The organism is Luteimonas rhizosphaerae, from assembly GCF_002849595.1.
Lineage (GTDB): Bacteria > Pseudomonadota > Gammaproteobacteria > Xanthomonadales > Xanthomonadaceae > Luteimonas > Luteimonas cellulosilyticus.
In genome coordinates this window covers 61,893-74,852 of the sequence record NZ_NRQR01000012.1, presented here as the reverse complement: position 1 = coordinate 74,852, position 12,960 = coordinate 61,893, and the positions used below count along the sequence as shown (strand labels likewise).

The window sequence follows — 12,960 nt, the reverse complement described above, 5'->3', positions numbered from 1 at the left end:
CCGCGGCACAGGCGGCTCCGGATTCCGGCACTGAGGCAGGCGTCAGCTACGTCGCCTGCGCCCCGATGGGGCTACCTCGCGACACGACCTTCGACAGCCGGGCTCTGGAAGGTGCGCAGGATCGGGCGCGGCACCATGCCGTGCGTCAGCATGGCGCGTCCGACTTCCCATGAGCCGGTCATGCTCAGATGGCCCGGATCGTAATAGATCGGCTGGCCATCAAGGTATGGGGAGCATTGCTGTCTTGATGGGCAGAGCAGGTCACTGACGTCCATGTACTCCACCCCGGGACTGCGACGTGCCGCCGCCTGCAGGATCGCGTTGACTTTGCTGTCGACGCGCCCCCCCACCGCAGAGCGCGTGCTGCAGTCCACCATGGGCAGTCGCACCCGCCGCAACTCGCAGGACCGGTCGTACGACGGGAACCGCGGGACCTGCCCCAGGATGACAACCTTCTTGCCCTGTCTCGTCAGCTCGTGGAGGGTGCGTCGCAGATCCCTTTCGAATCCTTCACGCTTGGCGTGACTTGTCCATTGGGCACCAAGGAACACGTATTCGTAGCGGGCCGTCTCGCGCCGCAACCGGTTCCGATAGAGGGTGCAACCGCGTACGTCCGTCGACTTGCCGTAGCGATCCTTCGCACCGAACAGCGGAGGACACGACGACAGGGTCACGTTGCGTATGCCGAACGCTGTCGGCTCCGACAAGGCCCCCAGCACACCGACGTAATGTGCGGCATTCGAATCGCCGACGAGAACTCCCCTGACTGGCGCTCCCGCCGGCCCCACGACACAGCGGTCGCTTCGGAACAGCGCGCGATCCATCTTGGCCCGCTGGCAGTTGTAGCCGAAGGAAAGCGCAGCGCGCGTCCTCTCATCAATAGAAGATTGGGCGGCCTCGTAACCAGGGGTCACGGCGGCGACCTGTGCCTCCAGTCCATCCGTCCTGATCAGCACGCCGGCCACCACGCCCAGTCCGACGACCGTCGCCGCGTAGCCAGCGAATACAAACGGCCGCGACCCGGAAAGCAAGTGTCTCCCATCGCGGAAAGGTAGCTCGATGAAACGATAACTCAGCGTCGAAACGACCAGCATCGCGAGCAGGCAGATCATTCCGGTCTGGAAATCGATCGAGGTCAGGAAATAGCGGGTGAACGCGAGGATCGGCCAGTGCCACAAATAAAGCGAATAGGAGATGAGTCCAATCCACACCACGGGCTTCCATCGCAGCGGCGCCATCGTCACGCTGGCGCCCATCCCGCCTGCAAGAATCAGCAGCGCCGCGCCCAGACACGGGTAGATGGCATTCGCCCCCGGGAAAGGCGATTCCCCATCAAGGGCGAACAGGCTGTACGCGATCAATGCATACCCGGCCACCGCGAGCAACTCGGATGCAGCGGCGCGACGCAGTCCGCGCGGATGCGAAGCGGCCACCTCCGCCCGAGGTGCCAGCGCCAGCAAGGCCCCAAGCAGCAACTCGCCCGCCCGGCTGGGAAGCATGTAGTACGAAAACGCGCCATCCGTCGGCAGCATTCTCTGGGCAAGCACGAACGATCCGATCACGATCAGGATCGTGATCGCCATGGTGATACGTGGCGTGGTCCACCGCACGAGCAGCAGCAACAACGCAGGCCACAACATGTAGAACTGCTCTTCCACCCCGAGCGACCAAAGGTGCAGCAACGGAATCTGGTTGCTCGCGGGCGCGAAATAGCTGGTGTCGAGGAACAGCCAGAAGTAAACGTTTGGAAGCGACAGCGCACTCCACAACGCCGATTTTGCGAGTTCTGCAATATCCGCCGGTAACAGCAAGGCGCAACCCGCGACCAGCGTCGCAAGCGTGACGGCAACATACGCAGGCGCGATGCGCAGGATTCTCCGGCGATAGAACGTTCCGAAGGAGAATCGGCCAGCAAGCATTTCGCGCCGGAGAATCGCTGTGATCAGAAATCCGGAGATCACGAAGAAAATATCGACACCGACGAAACCACCGGGAAGCAGGCGTTCGTCGAGATGGAATAGTACGACGCTAAGAACCGCCAACGCGCGAAGACCGTCGATTTCTGGCCTGTAAGAGATGACACCGGATTTCATTCGCATGCCCCTTGGCGCTGCTCATTGGATTTAATAGCGCGTCGCGGGCTGGCCCGCATCCGCATCAATCGATCTTCGTCGCGGCACCGCTCCGTGACCATGCGAAATACAGGGTTGGAGGCGTCGCGTCACGTCCCTCGGTACAAACACCTTCTTTCAGCTTCACGGTCACGCGTGTCCCGTCGGGATGCGCATAGGTGCCCACGTCTCCGAAGCCGATCCTTCCACGCCCCTGCGGTACGAACCCGGCCCCGTCCAGCTCCTTCGCGAGGCGCTTTGCCACGGTGCCCGGCTCGACGCCCTGCACCCCCACGACAACGCGGCGCTGGGTGGCGCCCGATGGCAGCAGGAATACGCGGTCTCTCCGAAATTCGAACGGAAACCGGAACCTGACATCGTGCGTCAGTCGCCGCGGCAGCCTGTGGGCAGGAAGTCTACTGCGATTGGTCAGTTCGATCATGGTGCGCACGTGGCGAACGTCGCTCGATCCCTGGAACTGGATGACGGTGGCCGCGACGCGTTCGTTGTACCTAGGGCTGACCCAGCCCTGTATCACCGGCTTTTCCTGTCCGTGCACCAGTCGTGCCTTGACGCGCGGGTCGTCGACCCGCAGCCGGGCCACGATCCTGCCATTGTCGTAGACAGCAACGCCGCCGTTGAAGCGCTCCGCGTCCAGATGGGGTGACAGATGCCAGTACACGATGGGCGCATCGTCTTCGCGCGCTTGGATCCGGTCGTCGACCTCGACGAAGCGACCCGGTGCATACCGGATCGAGCGGGCATGCACAAAAAAATCGCGGCGCCCTACCTCGCCTTCGATCCGCAACACCCCATCAGGCTCTTGAGCCACAGAGAAGTCTCCTCTTGCTTCCTGCAGATGCTGCGGTCCCATGGCCACGCCTTTGAGGCCCACGACGTTGTGCGCGCGGTCGCTGGTGAAGTAATGCCGCCATTTGTCCTGGCCGTAGCTGTACTTGCCGGGATCGACCAGCAGCGGCTTACCGCCTTCGTAGAGGAAAAAGCTCAGATCATCCGCGTGCGCATGCGTCCTTGACCGACCCACCCCCTTGGCCACGAGCATTGAAGCGGTCTCATCGGCCGTACCGGGTTCACTTCGCACCACCACATAGCCACTCGCACTCATGTCGCGCACCAGCGTGGCACCTGCTCCCACCTCACCGATGACGAGGTCGGCCTTTGCTGCCGCGCCCAGTGCAGTCCCCAATCCCTCGCTGTCGCCTAGCGGCACCATCCGTCCGTCAGGCAGCGTGAACCAAGGTAGGGCTTCCCGCGCCAGGCGCACAGTGCGGGTGATGTGCGACGCGATTGCAGGAAAGAGCGCCGGTCTGATCCTCGCGAACTGCTTGAGAATCAACCCGTGGTAATCAGGCGAGTTCTCGACATGTATCCCGTGCGAATCGAATTGCGTGCGTAACAGCGCGAGCATCATCTTGGACGAATAGGCCGCCTCCCCGGCGAAGCCCTCCCGATGCGCCCATGCAACGCCCAGCAGGCGCAGGCCATGCACCTGGAAAATGCCGTGGTTGTTTCTTGCGATGAAGCCCGCGACACGCAGCTTGTCGTGGTGCAGCCGGCAGAGGTGCTCCACCATCTTCAGATGATCGTGACCAAGCGGCATGCGGCGGGTGTCGTGCAGATGCAAGATCAGGGCCAGGTGCTGACAGCGAATGCCCACTGCCATGTCGTACCAGGCGAATTCGGACGCGTTGTCTTCCACGATGTGGAACCGGTACCAGTCCTCGATCCACGGCAGCACCTCCTCGCGCAGGCGCCCCCAGTCCTGATCGTAGAACTTCTCCCAGACAGGACCGAGCATGCGCCACGCATGGAGCTGGAAGCGCCAGTTGCGGTCGTGCAGAGGATCCGCATTCCAGTCCAGTGGAAGCGCAATCCTGACCGCTTTCATCCCGTTCCGCGGCCGGAACCCGCTGGCCTGCTGCGCCTCGTAACCGGCATGGAAGATCGCGAAGTCGCTTTTTTCCAGTACCGGACTGGCGGGTGCGCTCGCGCCTGACCGACGTGAGAGCCGGTCAAGCCACCACGACATCCTGAACATGTTGCCCCGCCCCCATCCTGCAGTAATTGAACGCATCCGTCGCGATCCCCTCAAGCGTCAAATCCCCGTCCAGCTTTCCGACCCAGTCCCCTGACGGACCGTCCAGCCACGCGGCGGGTACCAGTGATGACCGCATGCGCAGCGTCGCCGGCGCATGTACGACACCGTCCAACACCTGCAGACCAGCGTTGTCCTGCCACGCGAACGCCCGGCTTTTTCCGACCGGCCGCCCCTCGGCATAGAGCGTGGCCAGCGCCAGATCGGACACGTAGTGCGGTCCGTAATAATCGTTGATGTCTAACGGCGCGAACCAGCAAGCCTCTTCATCCGCGCAAGGCGTACGCAGCGTCACGGCCTCGTCGGCGGTCATCACCGTAACAGCCGGCGCCAGGAACCTGCTGTATGCAGCGTCTTCCGATGGCACCAGAAGGATCAGACGCGTGTGGGGCCATCGCTGCGCCGAATGGGTCTCGAGCGCGAGGGCTGCCTCCACGGGACTCCGCACGATCGCGAGCATGATCACGAGGGCGCGTGCGGGTCGATAGTCGACGCCCAGTACGATCGATGCCAGCTCGCCCAGCCTTGCCTGGGCGGTGTGCGACGACAACACCTTGCGCAAGCCGGCCACCTGCAGCCGGCTCCGCTCGCGCTCCGAGTCACGAAGTTGCGCCAGACGTGCAGGCAGTCCGGGGGTCGCTTCCGATAGCACCACGTCGCCGAACTCCGCCTCCATGCCGACGGAGCGATTGCTGATGACCAGCGTGTTGCTTGCAAGCAGTTCGTAGACGCGCCTGGCGAACATCGTCGGCGAGCCCTTGATGGTATTGATGTTGATCCCGAACCAGCACGCCTTGTAGGCGACTGCGATCTCCGCATACGGAATGGCCCCTTTCATCATCGGGGCGAACTGCGCGGGAAACGCGAATTTCGGGTCGCCCCTGTCGGCGTTGCGGTCGTGGATCTCGACCGGCATCACATGCGCGACTACGCCAATCAGTCGCTGGAGATCTTCGGAACGCTCCGGGTACTGGGCATACCAGGAGCCTGCAAAACTGGCCGCCACGCGCCGGGCTACGCCCGTCACAGGATTATGGATCCGCGGCTGGCAACCGAAGCGCAGCACATGGACGCGCGCGTGCCCGAGTTCCGCCTGGTAACGAGGCACGCAGTCCGCATCGGTCGTGAACACATGATCGAAGAACCGTGCCGCGTCGATGAAATGCGCGAAGTGCGAAGGATCTTCCTTGTTCCAGAAGACCGTCGGGATCCCTCGACGCCTGCAGCAGCCAATCAGGTGCGCCAGTGCCCCGGACACGGGGTGGATCTTCCGCAACCAACCGTTGCCGGAGCCCCGCCAACAGGATTCGACGAACAGCAGGTGCGGCCGCAGGTCGTCCAGCACCTGTTCGAAGCCGACAGGAGGGAGATTGACGAAGTCGCATTCGGGCGAGAAACCGAACTCGGTGAACTCATCGACGACAGCGGCGACCCTGAGGTTGCCAACCTGCGGCGGCGGGGTTTCCCGCAAGGGATGTCGCAGATCGGCAGGTGGCAGCACGCGCAACAGATCCGCCAGGGGCACCGCGTCGTCGGTCAGGGCGTCCGGCATATTCCGTCCGCTCTTCTGCCGCAGATGCGCCAAGATCGCCAGCAACGCCGCGGGAAGTCCCAGCAAACCCCGGATGGACCTGCAAGCCGCCACCAGCGCAACGCCCAGGCGAAATGCACCCGAGTCCTCAAGCAGCGCGACGCGATGCTGCAACCTGGCCAGCGAAAGCTCCGCGTCGATCTTGTCCAGATACAGGCGCTCGGATCTGTCCTGCGCTTGCAGCAGGTTGATTCGATCCGCGCGCTCGCGCTCCGTTTCTGACATGGGCTATCTACCGACGCTGACGCACACGCCTACAGCGCGGTAGTTGACGACGACGTCACGGCCTCTGCGGTCGATGCGTTGGCGCGCACCGCTTCGTGCTGCGCGATGACGCCTTCGATCTTGTCCGCAATCTGGTTCCAGGACCGTTCCCGCACCACCCAGTCCCGACCCGCCCGCCCGTAGGCGCTGCGCTTACCCGGATCCAGGATGAGCTCCTCCATGACATCGGCGAGGCTCTCCACGTTGCCTTTCTCGAACACGCGGCCGGTCACCCCATCCTCGATCATCTCGACCAGCGCGCGCACGCTCGAGACGACGACGGCCTTTTCCATGGCGAGCGCTTCGAGTGGCTTCATCGGCGAAACCATCTCGCAGACCGGCCACGGCTTGCGGGGAAAGGGACAGATGTCGACCATCGAGTAATAGGACTCCACCTGCTCGTGCGGAATACGTCCGGGCATGATCAGCTTGTCTTCGATCCCGCCCTCGCGCGCGATCCGTAGCACCTCCTCCGTGATCGGCCCACGTTCCTGGCCCGACGCGTTTTCGTTGCCAACAAGCAGCAGCCTGAAGTCATGGCCGCGCGCATGCAGCATCACGCAGGCTTCGGCGAGATGCTCCAGCCCCTCGTAGATGACGAAGGTGCCGATGTACCCGATCACCGGGACACCATCGGGCAGGCCGAGCGCCTGCGACAGCGCGAGATCCTTTGGCACCGGTTGGAATCGATCCGCATCCACCGAGTTGGGCAGAAGCGTAATCCGCTCAGGATCGACGCCACGCTCGATCAGTTCCTCCCGCATCGGCTCGGTGAGCGTGAACACGTGATCCGCTTCCTTGGCAAGGGTGCCCTCGATGTGACGCTGGACATCGAACGAGATGCTTTCACCGAACTGCTGGTCCCGCGACATGCGGGTTATCTCCCAGAGGCCTCTCACCTCGTAGAAGAACGGCACGCCAATTCGACGTGCCGCAATGAGGGCCGGCAGGCCGGTGACGTAGTTCGACGCCGCCTGGACATAAGCGGGCTTGAGCCGGCGGAGTTCCTCTTCCATCTGTTTCGCCGAGGAGAGTACGTACCTGTATTCGGGTATCCCCTCGCGGCTCGGGAGCCGAATGCGCTGATAGGGAATCGCGTCTATAACATCAACAATAGGCGCGTCGACCGGCGCTAGATCCTTCCTGATATCGAGCGGAAAGCCTGGCCTCGTCAGGCAAACGATGTTGTGGCCGCGCTCATGCAAACCGGCAGCGACGCCATGGGAACGGGTGGCATATCCGCCGGAAGAATACGGCAGGCTGTTATGCAGCACATAGACGAACCGATCACCATCAGCAGCCGCCCACTCCGTTGGTCGCGGCGGAATCGATTCGAGCACTGCAATCTTGTAGGACGAAGTGTTCTTAAACTGCTTGATGAAGTCCTTGGCAATTCGGTTCCCGCTACGTGCGGAACTATGCAGCTCTCGCAAGGTTTCACTGGCCTCAACCATTCTGCGGCAGCGAAGCGCGACGTGGAGGAAGCCGCGCAACATTCCGACCGAACGGTTCAAAGCAATTGCGTGTGACGCGATCTCAAACTCCAAGTCATGTCGCCCTTCGGAACCGCAGGCTTGGGCAGCGATGAGGTAACCGAACGACAGCGTCGAATCAGAAGCGTCGACCAGATGATTCCGGACAGCCTGCATCACAGCATTGCTGCCACCTTCCATAACCTGTCGCGCAAGATTCCGGATGCTTTCTTTATCCCAATCGCTGAATCCGGTGCGCTTCTGATTGACTGGCAGCGACCGAGCGACAGTTCTGCGCCCCCTGAACAGCCTCATGACCGTCAAGGGCAACTTGAAGAACTCACGAGGCGAGCGCGCAGCCAATACGAGTGCCAGCCCCAGCCGAAACGCAGTGCTCTCTCTGAGTTCACTCGCCTTCTGCTCCGACTCAGCGAGAGATTCGCGCGTGTCTTGCAGTTCCCGGACGGCAGCTCTGGCCTCCGTAGAAAGACGCTGCATCTCGTGACAGGCAATCCGCTCTGTCAACGCCAACGCGTCACCAGGGTTCCGAACCGGGTCGACTCCGGCGTGTCTGAATACCGCTTCGACCTGGCCGTTGACGAAGTCCATTTGCTCCGCTGCGAATGCCGGGAGCGTTTCCAACAGAGTGCTTGGAAACACCGGGGCGCCATCGCGTGTGTCGCGCCCGTCGAATGCGACCGAAATGATGACGGCACCTTGGCCGGCAACGCTGGACGTCAGCAACGGCAGCAACGAAGGCAACTCGAACCAGTAACCGTCCAGCACGACGATCGCGTCGTACGGTTCCGTCGACAGGACTTCGCGCAACGCCTCGGAGCTCAACCTGCGAAGGATATGGTCACTTCCCGCTACGCGACCTTCCGCCTCGAGCTCTTCCGCCAGCTCTTCCAGCGCCTCCCCTTTGGCGTCCAGCATCGTCACGCGCGCGCCTTCCCGAGCCAGCAGAACGGCCAGCGGGGAAACGCCACCGCCGATCAGCAGCACACTGCGGGCACCCCGAGCACGGTCTCTCGCCCAGAGCAGCCGTGGCCACCTGTCCTGGTCGACTTCAGTCGGCTCCATGGCAAGCACAGCCGGACGATCGACCGGCTGTGTTTCCAGCTGTACGGCGTCCACGGGAATCTGACGGTCAGACATCACTTGCTCCAGCTGCGCTTGCGATCAACGCCAGAAACCGACGGGATCGATGACGGTCTTGTCTTCCGGCCTTGGACGGGAACGGAACGCACTGTGCGGGACCAGGATCAGCACAACCTCCGCCTGCTCCATCGCAACGTCGATATCCACGAAGGTCAGACCACGGGATTGCGCTTCGCTCGCAGGCAACGCGTGCGCGAACGGATCCACGCAGAGCACTTGCCCCGGGTAGCGAGCGGAAAGCGTCGTCGCGATCTCCAAAGAAGGACTCTCCCGGAAGTCGTCCACGTCCGCCTTGTAGCTAAGCCCAAGGCACGCGATCTTCTTCCCCGGACTATTTGCGAGTTCCGCCTCGACCTGTCGAATGAGGAACTGGGGCTTGCTGTCGTTCACTTCACGCGCGACACGGATGATGCGTGATCGCTCCGGCGCGCTCGACACGATAAACCAGGGATCCACTGCGATGCAGTGCCCCCCGACGCCGGCGCCAGGCTGAAGGATCGCGACGCGCGGATGGCGATTCGCAAAGTCGATCACCTTCCACACATCGACATCCAGATCGTCGCAGATCATCGACAGTTCGTTCGCGAACGCGATATTGACGTCACGAAACGCGTTCTCTGTCAGCTTGACCATCTCGGCAGTCCGGTCCGTCGAGAGATGGCACACGCCTCGCACGAACACCTTGTAAACCGCAGCGGCGCGCTCGGCACAACGCGCCGTCATGCCGCCCACGATCCGGTCATTCTCGACGAGCTCCTTCAGCATCTGCCCTGGAATGATGCGCTCCGGGCAGTAGGCAAGGCAGATGTCCGAATCCTCCCCGGCCTGCTGGGGAAACGTGAGGTCCGGACGCTCGGACGAGAGGAGCTCGGCCAGCATTCCGGTCGTGCCGACTGGTGACGTCGATTCGAGGATCACCAGATTTCCGGCACGAAGAAAGGGGGCGATCGCCCGCCCCGCAGCCTGCACGAATGACACATCAGGCGCGCGCGTTTCGTCATGCGCGACCGGTGTCGGTACCGCAATGATGAAGACATCCGCAGCGACGGGAGTGGTCGTCGCACGCAGTCGACCGGCGGCGACGCAGTGCTCGACGAGCTCGTCGAGATTGCCTTCTTCGATGTGCGCCTTGCCGCTGTTGACGGCATCCACGGCGCGCTGGCTGATATCGACGCCAACGACGTCGATACCCGAGGACGCAAACATGGCCGCGGTCGGCAGCCCGATGTAGCCCAGACCGATCACCGACAGGGTCCCGACCGGATTCGCGTCCGAGCCCGCTTTCTCGCCTTCACTCATTTTCATTCACCTGAATTTTTTTCGGAATTTCGTCACGCGTCTGGTCCACGCGCCATGGCATCACTCCGAGCCTGCGACCGGCTTCGGCTTTTCCTTTTTTCGTGCGTGATAGACGTCCTTGTAGGCCTGGATCGCGTCGCTGACGGGGCCGCTGTAGACAAGCCTGCCCTTTTCCATCACGAGGCCGCTGGTGCACACCTTGCGTAACATCATGAAATTATGGCTCGCGAGCACCACGATCTGGCTGCCCGCAACCCGATCGTTCATTCGCTTCCTCGCCTTTTCGATGAAGGCAGCGTCGCCCGCCCCGAACCATTCGTCCATCAGCATGATGTCCTGCTGGATCGACGTGGAGATCGCAAAGCCAAGTCGCATACGTTGACCCGAAGAAAGCGTCGACAGCCTTCGACCCGCTACATCTTCAAGCTCTGCGAAACGCAGGATCGATGTGACCATGCCCCGGATCAGCGCCGGGGCGATCCCCATTGCGGTCGCGCGCAGAAAGATATTCTCCACGAGAGTTGCTTCGCCATTGAATCCAAGACCCAGATTCAGCAGCGCCTGCCGCGAGCCTGTGACGTCCACCTGTCCGGATGTGGGTGCGAACGCGCCCGACAGGACACGGAGGAGTGTCGTCTTGCCCGCGCCATTGCGCCCGAGAAGCGCAACCCGATCCCCCGCCTTGATCTGGAACGAAACGTCATCGAGCAACCGCGCGAAGCGACGCTTCGGAGGCGACGTTGCAGCTCCCAGCAACGTTGAAAACCAGCCGCGCTCCGCCGTGCTGTTCTCCTGGAGAAAGTACGGCACTTCGAGCGTCAAGCCTCTGACATCGATCCCTACGTCGGTCACGGCGCTCCTCATATCCACAGCGGTACAAAGCGCGCATAACGCCTGTAAAGAAACATCGCCATCAACCAGCCTCCAGCCGTCATTGCGACGACTGCCGCAATGCTGGACAACTCGGGCATCTGACCGAGAGCAGGCGCTCGCACCACCTCGATCAGGTGAAACGCGGGATTGAGACGTGCGACCAGACCACGGGTGGTGTCGATCGGGAATCGATCGACATGCCAAAGAATGGGGGTGAGCAGGAAGCCGACGACCAATATCGTGTGAATGAACTCACTGGTGTCGGGGAAACGCGCGCCGACCAGGCCAATGCAGAACGAGAGCCAGATCATATTGATGAGAAGAATCGGCACGGTGAGCACCAGGCTTGCGAGCCCCGTCCACTCCACGGCTGGCGACCAGACCAGTACGCCGACCACGACTATGAATGCGAACGCGAAATTGAAGAGTGCCTTGGCAATGCCGCGCAGGATGAAATCGGTCAGCCTCACACGCCCATCCATGATGAAGGCCTTGTGGGTGCGGAACACCGAACTGGAATCGTTGACGCACTGGATCATGAATCGCCAGCAGATATAGCCCAGTCCGAGATAGGGAAGATACTCGGCGACTGGATATCCCATCAGATGCGAGTACACATTCCCCAGCACCAGCAGGAACATCAGCGTCGGCAGAACGAGCCAAAGCACGCCCAGGCGTGTCCGCCTATGCTTCGTGGCGAGATCGAGCCAGCTGGAGTAGGCCCAGAACTCGGGTTGCCGCAGGCTGTTGCGCAGTTGCTGCATGAACGAATTATTCAACTCGGCTCTCCGACGACTCGTTCATTGCGGTAGCAACCGCTTCAAGCCAGCAGCGCATTGGCAAGGTCAACTTCCAGGTCCTTGTAGTTTTCCACCCCAACACTCAACCGCACCAGATCGTCGTGGATCCCGAGCGCCGCCCGCCGCTCCACGGGCACCGACGCATGTGTCATCACCGCCGGATGGTTGACCAGGCTTTCGACGCCACCGAGCGACTCCGCCAGCGTGAACAGTTCGGTACGCTCGCAGAAGCGCTTCGCGGCCTCGAAGCCGCCCTTGATGCGGACCGAGATGATGCCGCCGAAGCCGTCCATCTGGCGGTTGGCCAACGCGTGCTGCGGGTGCGAGGCGAGGCCGGGGTAGATGACCTGTTCGACTGCGGGATGCGCGTCGAGAAACTCGGCCAGGGCCTGCGCATTGTCGCAGTGCGCCTTCATGCGCAGGTGCAGCGTCTTGAGGCCACGCAGCGCGAGGAAGCTGTCGAACGGTCCCTGCACGGCGCCGGCGGAGTTCTGCAGGAACGCCAGCTGCTCGGCGAGCTCGGCGTTGTCGCCGACGACCAGCATGCCGCCGACCATATCGGAGTGGCCGTTGAGGTATTTCGTGGCCGAATGCATGACGATGTCGGCGCCGTGTTCGATCGGGCGCTGCAGGATCGGCGAGGCGAAGGTGTTGTCGACGACGACGATCAGGCCGCGCCTGTGCGCGATATCCGCGATCGCCTGGATGTCGACGATCTTCAACATCGGGTTGGTCGGCGTCTCGATCCAGACCAGCTTCGTCTTCTCGGTGATCGCCGCCTCGAACGCAGCGGCGTTGGTCATGTCGACGTAGCTGAAGGACAGGCCGGCGCTGCGCGTGCGCACGCGTTCGAACAGGCGGTAGCTGCCGCCGTAGAGGTCGTCCATCGCGATGATGTGGTCGCCGCTGTCGAGCAGTTCGAGCAGGGTCGCGGTCGCGGCCATGCCCGAGGCGAACGCGAAGCCGCGCGTGCCGCCTTCCAGCCCCGCCACGCACCGCTCGTAGGCGAAGCGCGTGGGGTTGTGGGTGCGCGAGTACTCGAAGCCCTGATGCTCGCCCGGACTGGACTGGGCGTAGGTCGACGTTGCATAGATCGGCGGCATTACCGCGCCGGTGCTGGGGTCGGGCGATTGGCCGGCGTGGATCGCCTTGGTGCCGAGTGCCCACAACGCCGGATCGGCCGCGGTGCGGTCATCGGTCATGTGAAGATCCTGTCCAAACAAGCCGGCGATTCTAGCATCGCGGCCGCAGGGTCCCGTTTCCACGTCGCTGC

At 62.5% G+C, this 12,960-nt stretch carries 8 protein-coding genes; all 8 read right to left on the bottom strand.

Going from position 1 to position 12,960, the window contains the following annotated elements; genetic code table 11:
• Nucleotides 1-71: 71 nt before the first annotated feature.
• The 8 genes from CJ022_RS05380 to CJ022_RS05345 all read right to left on the bottom strand — a co-directional run bounded on the left by CJ022_RS05380 (nt 72) and on the right by CJ022_RS05345 (nt 12,889).
• Complete coding sequence (locus tag CJ022_RS05380; protein ID WP_158238358.1) at nt 72-2,093, bottom strand: acyltransferase family protein; 2,022 nt, start codon at nt 2,091-2,093, stop codon at nt 72-74.
• A 64-nt stretch (nt 2,094-2,157) separates the two neighbouring features.
• Entirely contained in the window at nt 2,158-4,170 is a 2,013-nt protein-coding gene (locus tag CJ022_RS05375) for an alginate lyase family protein (protein WP_158238357.1), read from the bottom strand.
• Complete coding sequence (locus CJ022_RS05370) at nt 4,145-6,043, bottom strand: CgeB family protein (RefSeq protein ID WP_101925645.1); 1,899 nt, start codon at nt 6,041-6,043, stop codon at nt 4,145-4,147. The genes CJ022_RS05375 and CJ022_RS05370 overlap by 26 nt, the downstream gene beginning before the upstream one ends.
• Nucleotides 6,044-6,072: 29 nt before the next feature.
• On the bottom strand, nt 6,073-8,712 hold the full coding sequence (locus tag CJ022_RS05365) for a glycosyltransferase family 4 protein (RefSeq protein ID WP_101925644.1): 2,640 nt from the start codon (nt 8,710-8,712) through the stop codon (nt 6,073-6,075).
• 24 nt (nt 8,713-8,736) lie between these two features.
• The gene (gene wecC, locus CJ022_RS05360; protein WP_101925747.1) at nt 8,737-10,014 is read right to left on the bottom strand and encodes a UDP-N-acetyl-D-mannosamine dehydrogenase; all 1,278 of its coding nucleotides are present in this window, start codon (nt 10,012-10,014) and stop codon (nt 8,737-8,739) included.
• Between the two features lie 60 nt (nt 10,015-10,074).
• Nucleotides 10,075-10,866 carry an ABC transporter ATP-binding protein gene (locus tag CJ022_RS05355; RefSeq protein WP_158238356.1) on the bottom strand — a complete coding sequence of 264 codons (792 nt, stop codon included), beginning with the start codon at nt 10,864-10,866 and terminating at the stop codon, nt 10,075-10,077.
• An 8-nt stretch (nt 10,867-10,874) separates the two neighbouring features.
• Nucleotides 10,875-11,666 carry an ABC transporter permease gene (locus CJ022_RS05350; RefSeq protein ID WP_158238355.1) on the bottom strand — a complete coding sequence of 264 codons (792 nt, stop codon included), beginning with the start codon at nt 11,664-11,666 and terminating at the stop codon, nt 10,875-10,877.
• A gap of 41 nt (nt 11,667-11,707) precedes the next feature.
• Nucleotides 11,708-12,889, bottom strand: coding sequence for a cystathionine gamma-synthase (locus CJ022_RS05345; protein ID WP_101925641.1), 1,182 nt, complete (start codon nt 12,887-12,889; stop codon nt 11,708-11,710).
• Nucleotides 12,890-12,960: the final 71 nt, after the last annotated feature.